The 18,631-nt window shown below is 35.1% G+C and carries 17 protein-coding genes; 10 read left to right on the top strand and 7 right to left on the bottom strand.

All coding sequences use genetic code 11. The features are described from left to right. Positions 1-427 precede the first annotated feature (427 nt). The 9 genes from AC07XN_RS15840 to AC07XN_RS15800 all read left to right on the top strand — a co-directional run bounded on the left by AC07XN_RS15840 (position 428) and on the right by AC07XN_RS15800 (position 13,419). Entirely contained in the window at positions 428-778 is a 351-nt protein-coding gene (locus tag AC07XN_RS15840) for a hypothetical protein (RefSeq protein ID WP_309918721.1), read from the top strand. A 306-nt stretch (positions 779-1,084) separates the two neighbouring features. Then, the gene (locus AC07XN_RS15835; protein ID WP_494743784.1) at positions 1,085-3,586 is read left to right on the top strand and encodes a YbcC family protein; all 2,502 of its coding nucleotides are present in this window, start codon (positions 1,085-1,087) and stop codon (positions 3,584-3,586) included. A 9-nt stretch (positions 3,587-3,595) separates the two neighbouring features. Continuing rightward, positions 3,596-5,464 carry a proton-conducting transporter transmembrane domain-containing protein gene (locus tag AC07XN_RS15830; RefSeq protein ID WP_494743783.1) on the top strand — a complete coding sequence of 623 codons (1,869 nt, stop codon included), beginning with the start codon at positions 3,596-3,598 and terminating at the stop codon, positions 5,462-5,464. A gap of 89 nt (positions 5,465-5,553) precedes the next feature. After that, entirely contained in the window at positions 5,554-7,140 is a 1,587-nt protein-coding gene (locus AC07XN_RS15825; protein WP_494743782.1) for a SulP family inorganic anion transporter, read from the top strand. A gap of 83 nt (positions 7,141-7,223) precedes the next feature. Further along, positions 7,224-8,543 (top strand): hypothetical protein, encoded by a 1,320-nt coding sequence (locus AC07XN_RS15820; protein WP_494743781.1) that lies wholly within the window; start codon positions 7,224-7,226, stop codon positions 8,541-8,543. A 156-nt stretch (positions 8,544-8,699) separates the two neighbouring features. Further along, positions 8,700-9,071 (top strand): hypothetical protein, encoded by a 372-nt coding sequence (locus AC07XN_RS15815; RefSeq protein WP_309918736.1) that lies wholly within the window; start codon positions 8,700-8,702, stop codon positions 9,069-9,071. A 120-nt stretch (positions 9,072-9,191) separates the two neighbouring features. Next, positions 9,192-10,781, top strand: coding sequence for a SulP family inorganic anion transporter (locus AC07XN_RS15810; protein WP_494743780.1), 1,590 nt, complete (start codon positions 9,192-9,194; stop codon positions 10,779-10,781). A gap of 11 nt (positions 10,782-10,792) precedes the next feature. Then, on the top strand, positions 10,793-11,458 hold the full coding sequence (gene can / locus AC07XN_RS15805; RefSeq protein ID WP_494743779.1) for a carbonate dehydratase: 666 nt from the start codon (positions 10,793-10,795) through the stop codon (positions 11,456-11,458). A 209-nt stretch (positions 11,459-11,667) separates the two neighbouring features. Further along, entirely contained in the window at positions 11,668-13,419 is a 1,752-nt protein-coding gene (locus AC07XN_RS15800; RefSeq protein ID WP_494743778.1) for an SMP-30/gluconolactonase/LRE family protein, read from the top strand. 22 nt (positions 13,420-13,441) lie between these two features. Here the strand turns inward: AC07XN_RS15800 and AC07XN_RS15795 are convergent, their stop codons facing one another. The 5 genes from AC07XN_RS15795 to AC07XN_RS15775 are packed head-to-tail and all read right to left on the bottom strand — an operon-like array spanning position 13,442 to position 16,719. Continuing rightward, positions 13,442-14,098: a phosphoribosylanthranilate isomerase gene (locus tag AC07XN_RS15795; protein WP_494743777.1), complete on the bottom strand. Its 657-nt coding sequence runs from the start codon at positions 14,096-14,098 to the stop codon at positions 13,442-13,444. Further along, positions 14,098-14,577, bottom strand: a complete 480-nt coding sequence (locus tag AC07XN_RS15790) for an NUDIX domain-containing protein (protein ID WP_494743776.1) — start codon at positions 14,575-14,577, stop codon at positions 14,098-14,100. Before AC07XN_RS15790 ends, AC07XN_RS15795 begins: the two co-directional genes overlap by 1 nt. Before the next feature lie 3 nt (positions 14,578-14,580). Then, entirely contained in the window at positions 14,581-15,732 is a 1,152-nt protein-coding gene (locus tag AC07XN_RS15785; protein ID WP_494743775.1) for an MFS transporter, read from the bottom strand. A 49-nt stretch (positions 15,733-15,781) separates the two neighbouring features. After that, complete coding sequence (locus tag AC07XN_RS15780) at positions 15,782-16,303, bottom strand: 5' nucleotidase, NT5C type (protein ID WP_309918758.1); 522 nt, start codon at positions 16,301-16,303, stop codon at positions 15,782-15,784. A gap of 23 nt (positions 16,304-16,326) precedes the next feature. Next, on the bottom strand, positions 16,327-16,719 hold the full coding sequence (locus AC07XN_RS15775) for a VOC family protein (RefSeq protein ID WP_494743774.1): 393 nt from the start codon (positions 16,717-16,719) through the stop codon (positions 16,327-16,329). A 109-nt stretch (positions 16,720-16,828) separates the two neighbouring features. Between AC07XN_RS15775 and AC07XN_RS15770 the strand changes: the two genes are divergently transcribed. Continuing rightward, positions 16,829-17,578, top strand: a complete 750-nt coding sequence (locus AC07XN_RS15770) for a DeoR/GlpR family DNA-binding transcription regulator (protein ID WP_494743773.1) — start codon at positions 16,829-16,831, stop codon at positions 17,576-17,578. A 64-nt stretch (positions 17,579-17,642) separates the two neighbouring features. Here AC07XN_RS15770 and AC07XN_RS15765 read toward each other — a convergent pair whose 3' ends face one another. Both AC07XN_RS15765 and AC07XN_RS15760 read right to left on the bottom strand, forming a co-directional pair. Beyond that, entirely contained in the window at positions 17,643-18,113 is a 471-nt protein-coding gene (locus AC07XN_RS15765) for a hypothetical protein (protein WP_309918767.1), read from the bottom strand. A gap of 13 nt (positions 18,114-18,126) precedes the next feature. After that, positions 18,127-18,631 (bottom strand): hypothetical protein (locus tag AC07XN_RS15760; RefSeq protein WP_494743772.1); only part of this gene is annotated, 505 nt, incomplete at its 5' end.

Raw genomic sequence — 18,631 nt, 5'->3', positions numbered from 1 at the left:
GAATTGACTAGCATAGTATAGCATTGTTTTAATATAGATTTAATAATTAAAACTAGCTTCCTGATATAAATGTTTCATCACCAAGTTTAGTGATGATTGGATTACAAGTTTTGTTTATAAAAATGGTTAATGGTGTACAGTGTCTGTCGGAGACATAACTTTGTCTCCGCAGGCAATTGTCTTCAAAACAAAACTTGCTTGAAGATGCCTCCTATCTCTGAATATTTAACTTCTAAACTACTTGACTTCAAGTAGTTTTTTTTTGTATTTATAATCAATATTGTTTTTTTAATATAAAATTTAATTTTATGATGAATTATATATTAATATTAAAATAAAATCACTTTTTTTGATGTTAATTAATATGAATATTATAAATTGGCATCAATATCAGAAATACCAGTCCACATATTAAAAGAGTTTTGATATGAAGTTTTTAAAAATCCTTTTGTTATTGTTGCTAGTTAGCTTCAAATTCATTGCTTCGCCAATGAATCCCGAAGGTACTATGCACAATCACTTCATGAAAAGGTATATTTTAAAATCAGCTCATGATGACTCTAGAACACAATTATGTGATACTGAAATTAATGAAAGTGAAGAAAGTTCTGAACACACTAAAGAATTCGATTTATCAAAAATTGCCTTCACTTTTAGCGAGTTTTTTACGTTTAAACTATTTGTATTAAAGCAAACATACCTTACTTCTTGGATTTTTAAATCTAAAATCCATTCTTGCTTTCCGCTTTTTGCGCTTTATCTCAATTTCCGAATTTGATCTCTTTTTGCCAGAAGCATCATGCTGATGCCTTTCCGTTCGTTTACATCATCGCTTTGTAAATTCATCTGGCTTTTTTCATTACCATTTTCTTTAAAGTTTGTTCAACTTATTCGATTATTCCGATGATGTTGGAGCATACTTGTATTTAGACTTGATTTATAATCTTGATTGCTATAACCACTAATCAAAGATGTTGGAATTTGAGTTGCTTATATTTTGTGCTTAGAGTGTTACTTTCTGGCCAATAAAGAAATATGCTTATACGAGTTATTACAAGTTTTAATATAATCTTAAAGTATTTGTATGAAAGCACACGATTCATCCTTTGATGAGCACGAGGTTCTACATGAGCTAAAGCACTATTTACCTGCACAAGCTCCGTTGAAAGACTTTGTTCATCATAACACACTTCATGCGTTCCAACAGCTGAAATTTTATAAAGCCTTGAGAAAGGCATCCAAAATATTTGGATATAATGTGTTCTTGGGTTTAGACGAATTCAGAGCATTGTATCAATCAAATAGGATTAGTTTGCCAATTCTTGAAAAAGTTATTATCGAAAGAATGGGTGAAGAGTTTCTTCTTGATTGGAAGGAGAAAGTTCTTCAAAAAACATATGAAACAGCGGTAACACCTCGCATTGGTGCTTTAAGAGCTAACTGGAAATTAGTACACCATATTGACATGGATTTGTTGGTTCATCCAATTTTGTTCAGAATCCTTTGTAGTTTTCTTGACCAAGGGATTTCAATCTGGAGTTTCCCTAATATTCATAAGGGTTTTTTAGCTTCAATCAGGGAAATGGAGCGAAATAGCTTTACTAGCTTTTTTAAAACTGAGCGAGCAAAAAATATTTTACTCAATGGTAATTGCAAGATTGAAGACTTACTGAAGATTATTGTTGGAGACTCATCGTTGTATAAACAATATCTTTTTGATCAGCAATTTGCACACCAAGGTTGGTCTGGAATGGTTTCTGTAGTTGAGGATATCCCTGAGACACTACTTGACCATAAGAAAATATCAACACACGATTTAATCGTTTTTGAATTATTATTAGAGATAGATGCGCTTGATTTTAAATTTGGACAAAACTGGGCTCCTCTAGGAAGCACTACTAAAGAAAAAATAAAAGACATCTTAGCTGAAGTACCTGAAAGTGAATTGAATCAAGTACTTTCAATTTGGCAAGATGCTTTTGAGTGGACTTACTACGATCAAGTATTAGCAGGTATCCAACTCCAAAAAGGAGAGAAAAGAATCATTGAGCAAAAAAGTTTTCAAGCAATATTTTGTATTGACGACCGCGAATGTTCTATTCGCCGTTATCTTGAAAAACTTGATACTAATTGTGAGACATTTGGTACACCAGGCTTTTTTGGCGTTGAATTTTACTATCAACCCGAACACGCTAATTCTTATACCAAACAATGTCCTGCACCTGTTACGCCCAAATACTTGATTAAAGAAGTGGGTTCTAAAAGCAAGCAGGTAAAGGATGCACATTTTACAAAACATACGCATTCGTTATTTAGTGGCTGGTTCATTTCCCAAACACTTGGCTTCTGGTCAGCTATGCGTTTGTTTCTGAATATATTCAGACCTACCACCAGTGCCGCTGCTGTTTCTTCATTCAAACACATGGATAAGGAATCGAGCCTAACGATTGAACATAAGCACGACCACTCACATCCACGTAAAGATGAGCTTCAAGTTGGTTTTACTGTGGCTGAGATGGCCCAACGTATGGAAGGTTTGTTAAAGAGTATTGGATTAGTAAATGACTTTGCACCTGTCGTATATATCGTAGGGCATGGAGCAAGTAGTGTAAACAATACTCATTATGCTGGTTATGATTGTGGCGCTTGTTGTGGCAGACCTGGTTCTGTAAATGCCAGAGTCGCTAGCTCTATGCTGAACCATAAAGAAGTAAGAGCAATATTGGCTACTAAAGGAATAGATATTCCTGATACAACACAGTTTGTAGGAGCTTTGCATGATACAACCCGTGATGAGATTTCATTTTTCGATGAAAAAGAGCTTTCAGAAAAAAATAAAGAGGGGCATTCAAAAAATGAAAAGTTTTTTATAGAAGCCCTTGATTTCAATGCTAAAGAGCGTTCTAGGAGATTTGAATCAATCAATACGAAACTAACGGCTGAAGAAATTCATGATAAAATACGCACAAGATCGGTTTCTCTTTTTGAGCCACGACCAGAGCTAAATCATGCTACTAACGCTGTTTGTATTGTAGGACGAAGAGAATTATCAAAAGAATTATTCTTAGATAGACGTGCTTTTATGAATTCATACAATTATCAGGTTGATTTAGAAGGAAAGTATCTGTTTAATATCTTGAAAGCTGCTGCGCCAGTTTGTGGAGGTATTAATTTGGAATACTATTTTTCAAGAGTCGATAATCAGAAACTAGGGGCAGGTTCAAAACTACCACACAATGTGATGGGGCTTTTTGGAGTAGCCAATGGTATTGATGGAGACTTAAGACCAGGTTTGCCAAGCCAAATGATTGAAGTACACGACCCAATTAGAATGTTATTTATTGTCGAACATTTCCCAGAGGTTGTTTTGAATACTATCAAAATATTGCCAGAAACCTATGAGTGGTTCAATAATGAATGGGTACACCTAATCGTAGTAAATCCTGAAAACAGAGAGATGTTCAGATTTCAAAACGGACATTTTGTTCCTTATCAGGCTGTTAATGAAAAAATTAATTCAGTCTCTGATATCGAATCATTACTAGAATCACATCAAGAGAATTTTCCAGTTTATTTAATAAAATAAGAATACAAAATGACTTCGATACTCCAAATTTTTATTCTTATACCAGTTATAGGTTTTATTTTAAGTTTATTAATTCCAGCAAAAAAAGAAGGAATTATCTCACGAGTAGCTTTTTTAACAGTGGGGTTACACTTAATTAGCTTTATTGTATTTTCGGTTTTTTGGCTATTTCATGGTCATGAATCACTTAATCTTAAAGAGATTGTATTGTTTAAATCTAAAGATTATGAGTTTCTGATTGATTTTTGTTTCGACGAGATTACGGTAGTGTATTTATTGGTAGGGGCATTTTTGACTTTTCTAGTAACCATATACAGCCGATATTATCTTCATAGAGAAGAAGGGTATAAACGTTTTTTTAATACGATTCTGTTTTTTTATGTAGGTTATAATGTAGCGATTCTGTCTGGAAATTTTGAGACCCTATTTATAGGATGGGAAATATTAGGAATATCATCATTCTTATTAATTGCCTTTTATAGAAATAGGTATTTGCCCGTTAAAAATGCCATCAAAGTGTTTTCAGTATATAGAATTGGTGATATCGGTTTGATACTTGCCATGTGGGCAAGTCACCATCTATGGCATGAAAATATTACTTTCTTGAAATTGAGTAATTATGAATTAGTACACGAACATATATTAAGTCATAGTTTCACGGGCGTATTTATTTCATTAATGATTTTGGTAGCCGCAGCAGTTAAGTCTGCTCAATTGCCTTTTTCATCATGGTTGCCAAGAGCAATGGAAGGTCCAACGCCTTCAAGTGCTATTTTTTATGGTTCACTTTCGGTGCATTTAGGGGTGTTTCTTTTATTAAGAACATTTCCTTTTTGGGAACATCAAATCTCTGTTAGAATATTGATTGCTCTGTTAGGGTTGACAACCAGTATCATAGCGTCATTAATTGCCAGAGTGCAGTCGTCAGTTAAAAGCCAGATTGCTTATGCTTCCATCGCACAAATAGGACTTATTTTCATTGAAGTAGCAGCGGGTTTTGAAAGTTTGGCATTATTTCACTTTGCAGGAAATGCCTTTTTAAGAACATACCAATTGCTTGTTTCACCATCAGTAGTGAGTTATATGATTCGTGAGCAGTTTTATAATTTCATTCCACGTCAGCATACTATTGAAGATTCTTTCCCTAAAAAAGTAGAATATTCTATTTATGTGATGAGTTTGAAAGAATGGAATTTGGATTTATTCATGGATTACATCGTTTGGAAGCCATTAAAAAATGTAGGTAGAAAGTTAGACTTCCTGACAATCAACAAATTAATGTTATTGTTTATCCCTACTTACGTTGTCGGTTTAGTGCTATTGTACAACCAAGAAAAACTTGCTCCACAATTGCATGAATACTTACCTGGATTGTTTTCGCTGATTGGTTTTATCATGGTCTTGAAATCTTTCTCAGAAAGAAAAAGCCCTAGAATGAGCTGGCTATTAATCATCATGAATCATTTTTGGATTGCCCTAGCCATTTCATTTAACGAGCATTTTAAATTAGAAGAAGCCATATTTTACTTAAGTGGCATTATCATAATGGGTGCTTTTGGATACTTCACTTTAAGCAAGTTGAAGTCTATTGAGAAAACACTGGATTTAAATCGTTTCTACGGACACGTTTACGAACATCCAAAATTTGCGATGATGTTTTTGTTGGCCTGTTTGGGTTTAACGGGCTTTCCTATCACGTCAACGTTTATTGGCGAAGATTTAATTTTCAGTCATATCCATGAAGATCAAATTTTCTTAGCATTTTTTATTTCGTCAAGTTTCATTATTGGAGGTATTTCTGTGATAAGAGTTTATGCCAGAATTTTCCTCGGCCCACATATTAAAACGTATCATGAAGTACCGTATAAGTCTTCATAAAAAAGAAATTACAAAAAATCAGACTCAATCTCAATAGTCAATTAAGTATTGAATCACATTACTAAAAGTTTATAAAATATTATTTCAAAATGGAAACAAAAACGAAACTAACTGCTCCTCTTGATGGCTTAGCAGGATTAAAGGAGAACTTTTCAACCGATGCGGTCTCTGGATTTATTGTATTTTTATTAGCGCTTCCCTTGAGTTTGGGGATTGCCAAAGCCTCAGAGTTTCCTCCTATTATGGGTTTGGTGACGGCTATCATTGGGGGTATCGTGGTAAGTTTCTTTATGGGCTCTAAATTAACGATTAAAGGCCCAGCAGCTGGCTTAATCGTAATAGTAGCAGGTGCTGTAAACGAATTTGGTGGAGGAGAAACAGGTTGGCATTTAGCATTGGGAGCGATGGTAGTAGCTGGTATTGTCCAAATGCTTTTTGGTGTATTTAAGTTAGGTAAACTTGCCGACTTCTTTCCACTTTCAGCTATTCATGGTATGCTTGCTGCCATTGGTTTAATTATCATTGCGAAGCAAATCCCAGTATTATTAGATGTAGCGCCAGCTTTGACAAAAGGAAAAGGCCCATTGGCTTTGATTGCCTCTATTCCAACATTTATTGCGAATCTTGACCCTAAAGCTACTTTGATTGGTGTTGTTTGTTTAATAATTATGTTAGGCTGGCCATTTATCAAGAACCCTATTATCAAGAAAATACCTGCTCCATTGGTTGTGCTTATTATTGCAATTCCTGCTGAATTAGCAATGGATTTCCAAACTACTGAACCAGCTTATGCGTTGGTACACATAGGCAACTTGATGGAAAATATTAAAATCAATGTTGATTTTTCAGGTATTTCTCAGATAGGATTATTTATTAAATATGTAGTCATGTTTGCTTTGGTTGGTACTTTAGAATCACTTCTTACTGTAAAAGCCATTGATATGTTAGACCCATATCGTCGTAAGTCTGATGCCAACAAAGATTTAATCGCTGTGGGTATTGGTAATACAATCGCCGCAATTTTAGGAGGCTTACCGATGATTTCTGAAGTAGCGCGTAGTTCTTCAAACGTTAATAATGGTGCTAAAACTCGTTGGGCAAACTTCTTTCATGGTTTTTTTATCTTAGCTTTTGTTTTGTTAGCATCCCATTTAATCGAGCTTATTCCTAACACTGCCTTAGCAGCTATGTTGATTACGGTAGGTATTAAATTGACGCATCCAAAAGAATTTATCCATACGTTCTCCATTGGTAAAGAGCAATTGTCAATCTTCTTGATTACTATTTTCTTTACATTATATGAAGATTTATTAGTTGGTATTGCGGCAGGTATTGCTTTAAAAATCATTATTCACTTAGTGAACGGCTTACCAATAGGTTCATTATTCAAAGCACCAACGCTGGTATCTTTCGAAGGAGATGATTATTTAGTAGAAATCGATAAATCTGCTGTTTTTACAAATTACTTAGGCATTAAAAGCAAATTGGATGCTATTCCTGCTGGTTTTAATGTAACGATTGACTTAAAAAATACTAGATTAGTAGATCACTCGGTGATGGAAAACTTGCATCACTTTGAGCATGATTATGTAGAAGGAGGAGGTACAGTGAAAATAATAGGTCTTGATAATCACAAGCCTGTTTCTGGTCATAAGTTGGCCGCTCGTAAAGCTTAATATTCACATATTTTGTTATAATTAATACTGAGCGACATTTTGTCGCTCAGTATCTCAAAACAATCTCTTATTATTCTAATACCATGAATAAAATACTTTTTATAGTGGCTGGACTAGTGTTGTCCTATACAAGCTTTTCCCAGACTTATAAAGACGGAAAATTATATTTGAATCAGGATGGGTCTCAGTTTTTAAAAATGACATTATTGAATCAAGTTTGGCTTCGTCATAACGAAAATAACCCTGGTTCAACAACAAATGGTTTTGATAAACCTTCGACAACTGATATTGGTATTCGTAGATTAAGATTACAATTGTTTGGACAAATCACCGACCGTACTTATATCTATTTACAAATAGGTGAGAACAACTTTAATGCATTATCAGACCGCAAACAAGGTTTCTTTATCCATGATGCCATTGGGGAATATGCTGTAGTGAAAAATAAGCTATCATTAGGTGGAGGTTTAACAGGATGGAGTGGCTTAGCACGTTTTGCCGCACCTTCAGTAGGAGGACAATTAGGAGTAGATGCTCCGCTTTATCAACAAGCAACGAATGATGTAACCGACCAGTTCCTTCGAAAATTAAGCATTTATGCCAAAGGAAAACTAGGTTCATTTGACTATAGAGTAGCTTTATCAGACCCAATGGCGATTCAAAAATCATCTGGGTTTAATGCAGCGACAGCATTAACTAAAAATTCAAACTTTGCCACAATACCACCAAAATTTCAGACCCAAGGATATTTTCAGTACCAATTTTGGGATAAAGAATCTAACATGAATCCTTATACAGTAGGAACATATTATGGCTCTAAAAAAATCTTCAATATTGGTGCTGGTTTTATCTATCAACCTGATGCAATGTGGCATTTGGCAGATAATGGAAGAGATACCTTGAAAACAGCGATGACATTATTAGCAGTCGATGCTTTTTATGATGCGCCTATTAACAAGGAAAAAGGAACAGCGTTGAGTGCTTACTTAGCACTTTCAGACTATAACTTCGGTAAAAACTATATCCGCGAAAGTGGCCCGTTGAATCCTGCTACTGGCAATGCCAATGCAAGTGTGTTGAATGGTGCAGGTAATAATGCCCCTTTGTATGGAACAGGGCAAACCGTTTATGGACAAGTAGGATATAAAATGGCAAATAATATGTTAGGCAAAGCAGGCACATTGATGCCTTATGTTAGTGTACAGTATTCTGACTATGAAAAATTAGCTGACCCAATGGTATTTTATGATGCGGGTATCAACTGGTTGTTTACAGGACATACTTCTAAGCTGACATTGGCTTACCAAAGTCGCCCAGTATATACAAGTAATTCAGCAGGTGAATATCATTCAACTGACAGAAAAGGCGGTATTATTATGCAATATCAAGTATTTTTTAATTAGAGTGTTACAATATTTTAGTTTGTATGTGGTTTAATATTGGATTGGGTTATCGGCTTCGATAGCCCAATTTTGTTCTAATTAATTCAATCTTTTATTCTATTTGTATCAATGGTAGAACGAAAATGTTTTAATTTTGGTTTTAGAAATTAAACTCGTATGAATACCAAGACTAAACTACATATTGTCTTTCAGACTTTTTGCTTGGCTTTGGCCTTGCATTTTGTGGCATTGAATGTAGGAGGTATTTATTATTTAAAGTTTTTTCTACCGAAAGAAAAAGTAGTTAATCTACTGAATAAAGCTGAAACTGAAAAGAAAACTGATACTGATTCTTCAGATGATGTGCCTGAATCAGATGACATTAATGATTATAACGTCATTTGTGTAGTAGAATCTCTCTCATTATTTTTGAATAACCTTACTTTAAATGATGACGCATACTATTATACATTAGCACTTTTCTCTTCATATTCCTCTCGTACCCTCCGTGGTCACTTTGATGTGATAATTCAGCCTCCGCAAGTATAAAATCTATTTTTTAATGGTATAAAATTGAATATATTCAATTGATTAGAATTAATTTAAACTGTACCCTATTGGGAGCAATCTCCAAGAAAATCAGATTTTTAAAACTACTATGTTGAAATTATGTCAAAATTTAAATATTATCAATCATCGTTGCTATCAACTGACTGGAAATCCGGGATTTCTGTCTTTCTAGTAGCACTGCCTCTTTGCCTAGGAATTGCCCTAGCCTCGGGGGCACCACTTTTTTCAGGTTTACTCTCGGGTATTGTAGCGGGAATAGTGGTATCAGTTTTATCAGGTTCAGAAATTTCAGTAAGTGGGCCGGCTGCTGGCTTAACCGTAATTGTGGCCACAGCCATTAAGGATTTAGGTTCTTATCAAGGGTTTCTTGTTGCCGTTATTTTAGCAGGAATTATTCAAATAGGGTTAGGATATTTAAAGGCTGGGAAGTTTAGTGCCTATTTTCCAGAGAGTGTTATTAAAGGGATGCTCGTTGCGATAGGAATTGTAATTATATTAAAACAAATTCCACATGCTTTGGGAGACGACCAAGATTATGAAGGGGAATTTGAGTTTGAACAAGTTGCTGACCACCAAAATACCATCACAGAATTGATTCGTTCTTTTATCGATTTCAATGATGGAGCCGTCATTATTTCATTTGCTTGTTTGGCATTATTGATTCTCTGGGACTATGCTTCCAAGAAAAACATCACTTTTTTCAAAGTATTTCCATCAGCCTTGGCTGCTGTAGCTTTAGGAGTAACGATTAATGAGATGTATGCGGTTTTTAAACCAGAATACTTTTTAGGAAATTCGCCTGCTCACATGGTTTCAATGCCTGTATTCAAAAATTTTCAAGATTTCACAAATGTATTGTTATTACCAGATTTTTCATTTTTAAAAAATCCGCATATATATACCGTAGCGCTTACCTTGGCAATTGTAGCTAGTTTAGAATCGTTATTAAGTTTGGAAGCTGGAGATAGTATAGACCCACAAAAACGTATCTCGTCTTCGGATAAAGAATTGATAGCTCAAGGTGTAGGCAATACTATCGCTGGATTTTTAGGTGGCCTCCCTGTTACTTCAGTAGTCGTTAGAACTTCTGCCAATGTATATGCAGGGGCTAAAACTAGGATGTCATCAATAGTTCATGGGATATTATTATTGGCTTCTGTTGTATTAATCCCAGCCCTCATGAACAGGATTCCATTGTCAGCTTTAGCCGCCATCTTATTAATGGTAGGGTATAAATTGGCTAATCCTCTTGTCTTTAAAAGAGTGTATAAAGAAGGTTATGACCAATACATACCTTTTGCTATTACCATCATTGTCATTATTTTCAAAGACTTACTGTTCGGTATCTTTATCGGAACATTCGTAGGACTATTGTTTGTCGTATTTACCAACTTCCAATCAGTTATTTCGGTCATTCGGGATGGCAATAATGTATTAATCAAATTCAATAAAGATGTTTCGTTCTTGAATAAACATAGAATCAAACAAATATTAATGAGTTTGAAAGAAGGAGATGAAGTATTGGTAGATGGTTCAAGAGCTAACTTTATTGACCATGACATTTTTACGTTGCTTTACACTTTTAAAAATAGCTCAAAGAAAAAGGGTATAGAAATGGTATTTAAAAAAGTAAATCGAAAAATACAAGGTGATATTAATCAATATCATGCAGAAGTGGAATCACATTAAATTTTACAAAAATGAAAGATTACAAACAACTGCTTTTGGCCAATAAAGCGTGGGCAAAAGAGCGTTTAGAATTAGATGAGGAGTATTTTAACGTACTTTCTAAAGACCAACAACCAAAGTTTTTGTGGATAGGATGTGCAGATAGCAGAGTACCTGCTGAAGAGATTACTCATGCAGAACCAGGTGAAATATTTGTACATAGAAATGTGGCGAATTTGGTGGTGCATACTGATATTAATTTACTTTCAGTATTGCAGTATGCTGTTGAAGTATTACATGTAAAACATGTTATTGTCTGCGGACATTATGGCTGTGGTGGTGTAAAAGCCGCTATGGGACCAACTGACTTAGGTTTAATCAATAAATGGTTGAGAAACATCAAAGAAGTTTATTATAAACATGACAATGAGCTTAAAGCCATTGAAGATGAAGATGCTAAATTCAGACGTTTGGTAGAACTAAATGTTGAAGAACAAGTGAAAAACTTATCCAAAACAACTATTATACAACGTTCTTGGAAAAATTTCAAATTACCTCATTTGCATGGATGGGTTTTTGATATGAAAACAGGTTTGATTAAAGAAGCGTTAGAGATTGAGGCTTGCTCTGAAGTAGACCCTATTTTTAAATACGAATTTCATACGAATGAATTAATTTCTAATAGCTCAATTTATTAGGTTAAATCAGGATTATAAAATACTTGTATTACCTTAGCTTTCGGAAAAATAATTCCGAAAGCTTTTTTTGTGTCTTAAGTAATCAATATAATGTAAACAATGTTTTTATTTATCGCAAATAGCTGATAACTAGTGATTTGTCATACTGCCGATGGCGGACTGTTCACCAATCACTATTTACTAAACACAACTTATTCTAAAACTTGACTATGAAAAAAATACTATTGGCTGGACTAATCCTTTGCCAACTAAAAACATTTGCCCAAACCCCTGCTGAAAACTATCAGGACGACCCCGCTTCAATTGAGCAAACAGGTGTTCCGAAAGGAGAAGTATTGAAATTTACTTTCGAGGATTCTAAAATTTTTCCCGGTACTTTCAGAGAATATTGGGTATATGTTCCTGCTCAGTATCGCCCCGAACAACCTGCTTGTGTGTATGTAAATCAAGACGGAGTCCAGTGGAAAGCCCCTACCGTTTTTGATAACTTAATTCATCAAAAAGCAATGCCTATCACTATCGGCATATTTGTGATGCATGGACGAGTAAAAGCGGACAATCCAGAAATGGCAAATGATCGTTTTAATAGAAGTTATGAATATGATGGCTTGGGAGATAATTATGCAAGATTTTTATTAGAAGAGCTTTTACCTGCTGTAGAAAAACAAAAGACGAGTGATGGTCGTGCGATTAGACTTTCAAAAAATGGAAATGACAGAGCCATCGGAGGCTCAAGCAGTGGGGCAGTATGTGCTTTTACGGCCGCTTGGGAACGTCCAGATGCTTTTTCAAGGGTATTTAGTGCCATCGGAACTTATGTAGGTTTACGAGGAGGAGATTCGTATTCTACCTTAATTCGTAAACATGAACCTAAACCAATCAGGGTTTTCTTGCAAGATGGAGCTAATGACCTTAATATTTATGGTGGAGATTGGTGGAAAGCCAACGAAACGATTGAAAGAGCATTGACATTTTCAGGCTATGAAGTAAACCATGTGTGGGGTGAAGGAGGGCATAATGGCAAACAAGGAACAGCCATTTTCCCCGAGGCGATGCGTTGGCTTTGGAAAGATTACCCTAAGCCTGTTTCCAAAGGTCAATCAAAAAACCAAGTTTTGAGCGATATTTTAATAGAAAATGAAAAGTGGGAATTAGTAGGAGAGGGCTATACTTTTACAGAAGGCACGGCATCCAATCCAGCAGGAGAAGTATTTTATCAAGATATTCCCAATTCAAAAACCTATAAAATTGGCTTAGATGGAAAATTACAAACCTTGAACCTAGATGCTAAAAGAGGGAGTGGAACAACATTTGATGCCGATGGGAAACGCTATGTAGTAGCAGGGGGAACTAAACAAATTTTAGTGTATGATACCCAAGGAAAAGAATCTGTATTAGTGGACGACCAATCTGCGAATGATATTATTGTCGCGAAGAATGGTAATATCTATTTTACATCTCCAAATGGGATTGAAAAACCAAGCAAATTATTCTTGCTGCGACCAAACGGCGAAAAAGTAGAATTGGATGAAGGTTTGAAATATGCCAATGGGCTTTGTCTTTCGCCAGACCAAACACAATTGTATGTAACAGAATCTACTTCGCATTGGCTATGGGTATATCAGATTCAAGCAGATGGAAAATTGGCTTACAAACAAAAGTATGGTTGGCTACATGTAAAAGATTCAGATAATAATGCTTGGGCAGATGGTTTGAAAGCCGACAATCAAGGAAGAGTTTATGTGACGACTCGTGCAGGGATTCAAGTGCTTGACCAAACTGGTAGAGTAAATGCAATCATTCCAGTACCTACTGGGCAACCTTCTAATATTTGTTTTGGTGGGCCAAACTTCGATACGATATATGTAAGCTGTGTCGATAAAGTATATAGAAGAAAACTAAAAACACGTGGTGCAAATGCTTTTGAAAAGCCATTCAAGCCAGCAACACCAAGATTATAGCATACTATAAGCCGTGGATTATTTAAAAATTATTCACGGCTTGTATCAATCTTTCTAATTTCTGAGGGTCTAGCTCTCCATTGGTTCTTACGCCACTGCAAATGTCAACTCCATAAGGTTTAACAAAGTCTATCGCTTCACAGATATTTTCTGGATTCAATCCTCCTGCTAAAAATACTGGGATAGAAACCATTTCAACTATGCGTTTACTAATATCCCAATCGTGTTTTCTGCCAGTTCCTCCCAATTCTTTAATCGCTAAATTTGGATTGCCTGAATCCAATAAAATTATATCAGCCAATGATTCGTACATGCTAGCTTCAATAATGGATTCTTCACCTGTTACGTGTATTACTTGTATTAGCTTGATATTATTGGGTAGATTAGCTCTTAAAATCGGATAAGCCTCTACAGCCACTGCATCTACTAATTGAATACAATTAGTACCAGTAGCACGTTGATGTGCGATTATTTCGTAAGGGTCAGTTTTAGGCGTTAATAAGAAGCAATCAATGTGTGGAGGAATAATAGTAGCAATTTTTTGAATTAAATCATCAGTAAGAGTACCAGGTCCACTGGGCATTTTTGCTACTAAACCAAGCACATCCGCACCAGTATTGATGGCCATTTGTGCTTCTTGTTGGCTACTTATACAGCATATTTTAATTTTTGTGCCCATTATTCAAAAACCACTTTGTTTTCAATTTCTTCATTCATAAAAAGCAATTTTATTTCACTGTCGTATAGTGCATTAAAGGCAAAATGCTTCTTCTTTAGGATATAATCGTAAATGAAAAAGTCAGTTTTAGGCGTTGGAAAACTATCAATGTTCTGAAAGTTATGCCATTCTAAAATGCCTTCATTACAAAGGGCAGGCTCAAAGAAGTCCACTTCGGCTTCATAAATAAAGCTCATCCAATTATACTTCACTGGCGATGTTTCCACCAATGTACCACAAAATCTCATGGCGGGTACTTTTATACCAGCTTCTTCCCAAACCTCACGAATGGCTGCATCATAAGGGTTTTCAAATGCATCTACTTTTCCACCTACGGGTACGTAAGTATCTTTATTTGGTTCATTGAAACGTTTTAGCAATAAAAAGTTAGCGCCATTTCTCAGCACACAAATTACAGCTACTCTTTTTAAACCTTCCATGTGCTATTCAGGTATTTTTGTGGTTAAAAAGCTTCCTAATAAGCCTAAAATAATTAATGAAGCGAGGGCTATTTTCAAAGAGAAGAATTCAGAAAGATAACCTATCATCACGGGACCAATTAAAAAACCTGCGATACCTAATGTAGAAATGGCAGCCAATGCTACTCCAGCAGCCATAGTTTTTGAATGACCAGCTTCGCTATAAATAAGAGGCACAATGGTAGAAAGTCCTGAGCCCGTAATACCAAAGCCAATAATAACCGTAAAAGGTGAAGGAATAAAAATAGCAATTGACATTCCGACAAATACTAATAAACAATTGATTAGAAGGGTTTTTCTAAGTCCAAGAGCTTGTAAAATTTTATCACCAAATATTCTTCCTACTACCATCAACACTGAGAATGCCGTAAACCCAGCCGTGGCAAAACCATTGGGATTATCCATAATTTGCTTGTAATAAAGCACACTCCAGTCGGCCATAGCCCCTTCGCACAACATTCCACAGAAGCAAATAATACCTAGAATGATTAAAGACTTATCAGGAATAGCGAAAAGGGGTTGATTTTCATCTGACTTATGGTCGTGTTGTAATAAATACGAAAATGAAATAAGTCCTATCAGCAAGTCGATACTACCAATTGTTGCCAAATGTTGAAAAGTAGAAATACCCTGTTTCGCAATAATGCCTCCTAAAGCCGCTCCAAGCATAAAACCTATGCTAAATACGGCATGAAAAGAGGACATAATAGAGCGTTTTTGTAGTTTTTCTACGCCAACGGCTTGTACGTTCATGGCAATATTCAGTAAGTCGCTACCAAAACCAAAAATAAATAAAGAGATACCAAGATTTATTGGACTAGCGGAAAGCCCAAGCAATGGAAGAGAAATAAAATAGAAAAACACAGCAAATAAAGTAATTTTCTTACTGCCGAATTTATGGATAATCACCCCAGCGATTGGTAAAGCCGTTAGGCTGCCAATAGGCATGGCAAATAATACTGTTCCCAAAGCAGCATCACTTAAATGTAATAGTTCTTTCATATCTGGAATGCGTGATGCCCATGAGGCAAAACTAATTCCACATAGAAAGAATAAAGCATTGGTAGCAATGCGTGCATTCCTCCCAATGTTATCTTGAATAATAGTAGTTTCCAAAGCGTTAATGCGATTATTATGAACTTGCTGAAAAGCATAAAGGGGTATTTTACAACAAGATACTCTCAATTTCTTTCCAAGAATGTACTCTTGTAAATTCTTTTACGTGTTGATTATGGGCAGCATCAAATAATAAGCCTTTGCCTTCAAAATTAATAAGATTTTTTTCATGATCATCAATGATATAATCAGCTTTAATCATCCATTTATGACCACAAAAAACAGTATGCGACCAGCCAATGTATGGAAAATACTTATCCAACCATTCTAATTTCTCTTCCATTGATAAAGGAAACTCAGTAGCTGCTGATACAATAAATATTTCGTGTTTCGCATGAAGTTTTTGAACAACCTCTTGCGCACCCGGAATCAATGGAATATCTGCAAAAAAACCTTTTTCCCAAAGCATTCCTCTTACTGTACTATATTTTTCATAATAAGCCTTATAAACTTCTGGCTGTGTTAAGATTTGCTCACGAGTAAAATTTGTACCTAATTTTTTATTCGTTTCGTTTAATAATTTTAAACTTGTGTCTGCCAAGACATCATCCATGTCGATTAAGATTCTCATAAATAATAATATACGGTTTTAGTTTATACTGTAATTTCAATTCGGTTATTTTCAGGGTCTAGCACTACACTTTCGTAGTACCCATCGCCAGTTGTTCTTGGCTTACCAATAATCGTAAAGCCTTCGTTTGCTAACGTTTCAGTTAGTTCATTTACTTTTTCTATACTGCCAACGGCTATTGCAAAGTGTACTAATCCTTTTGTTTGAAGTAAAATATCTTTTGGAATATCTACTACTGTTGGCGAGTGCATAATTTCTAAACGTGCTCCTTTTGTAAAACTTAATAAATAAGATTCAAATCCTGTTTTGATATTGACATATTTTTGATTGGCTGTTGCTCCGAAAAAACGACAATAGAATGACTTCATTTTTTCTAAGTCGATCGTCCAAATAGCGATATGTTCAATGCTCATCATGCGGTTTTTAAAATATTTAGACAAATTTACCGCAATAAACCGCATATATCAAAATAAAATTTATTAAATTTGTGTAATATTCCGAATAAAAACGAATTAAACCGCAAATATGCTCAGGGAAGAAAGATTACAGGTCATCTTGAAGATGTTAGAAACTAACCAAAGGGTTTCTTCGGTTCAATTGGCAGAAATACTTAATGTTTCTGATGATACTATCCGTCGTGATTTAAATGAATTAGCAGAAGACGGGTTGCTGAAAAAAGTACATGGCGGAGCTATCCCCAAAGCCACAAGCCCATATAAGCTAAAAGAGAGGATTCATATAGACCACGAAGAAAAGCTGATTTTAGCCAAAAAGGCTCAAAGTTTTTTTGCAAATGGTCAAGTAATTATCCTTGATAATGGTTCTACCAATATGGAGGTAGCCAAATTAATGTCTCCATCGTTAAAAGCCACCGTTTTTACAACCAGTATTGCCATCGCTCAAATTCTTTGTGAACACCCCAATATTGAATTATTTATGCTTGGGGGCAAGGTATTTAAAGATGCCCAAAATACGTATGGTACTGAGGTAATAGAGCTACTAAGTAAAATCAGAGCAGATGTTTTATTGATTGGTGTTTGTGGAATTCATCCAGAAATAGGAGTAACTATTCCCGACTGGGGCGAGTGCGTAGTAAAAAAGAAAATGGTGGAGGTATCGGCCAAAGTAATAGCCTTGATTACAGCCGAAAAACTAAATACTGCAGATAGTTTTGTAGTATGTCCTTATGCTGATATTGATGTAATGATTACTGATGAGATAATCACAGAGGAACAACTAGTAGCCTACAAAAGGCTTGGTACTGAAATCCAGTAAGTGAAATGATAAAAAAATCCCTACAATTGAATCATTGACAATTGCAGGGATTTGAGTTGTTGGTTTAAGGTTGTTTTTCCTTATGCATTTTTCCTTCGCCTTTGTTTAACCTATTGAACAGCATAGCATTGAAAAGTTGCTCTGTTTTATATAATTCAGATACCTGTCGAACATTAATAACTTTCAGAAATTTTGACATATATTCTTTTTCTAAGTCAACATCTTTTTGTTTCAGGTTTAAAATTTCTTTTAAATCAGATAAGATTTTATCCTCAGAACTTGTCGTATTTCTACTTTCGGCAGTAATCTGTCTGATACTTTTTCTGATTTCCCAGCGCTTAGTATCGAATTCGTTATAAACAACCCAAAAGCCTTTGGCTTGGTCTTCCGTTAAATTTAAGCGGTTTGTAATTAAACCAACTTTAGCGGCTTTTATTTTTTCTTTGCCTTTTAATGGCTCGTCTTGTGCTTGCGCTTTTACATTTAATGAGAAGACAAAGCAAATTAAACTGATAATAATGGCTGATTTTTTCATGCGTGATATTTGATTAAATATTCTCTTCTAAATTGTCTAAATCGATACTTTGTAAAATATCTTGTCTATTTATTTTTAAATTATCTAATAATTCAGAATCATTATTTGTTTCCTCTACCTCTACTTTATTATTTGTTTGAACATTTTCAAATTGTTCAGCAAGGTCGGTTTGGTTAATATTCTGTTGAATTAGATAATTAATGATTTCTTGATTTTGTACCTCAGCAAGGGCTTCATTGCCCAATGCATCTTGTTTTGGCATCCAAGTAAAGTATCCTAAGATAGCGATAGCAGCACAAGCGGCTACGCTTGCCCAAGTCCTTTTCATAGACCAAGTAACTAAAGGAACTGTTTTAGATTTGGCAGAAGTTTGCGATTGTATTAACATCGGAAGCTCGTCAAAGTAATTATCAGGTACTTTGAAAATATTCTCACGTGGTAGTTTCTCTATGTCAAACTTATTATTTTCCATTGTTTTAATGATTATGCTACTTTGACTGTCTTGGTCTGTAATGGTT

It is taken from the genome of Arcicella sp. GW458-12-2-14-TSB2 (assembly GCF_059423785.1).
This window is presented reverse-complemented; position numbering and strand designations above follow the sequence as displayed.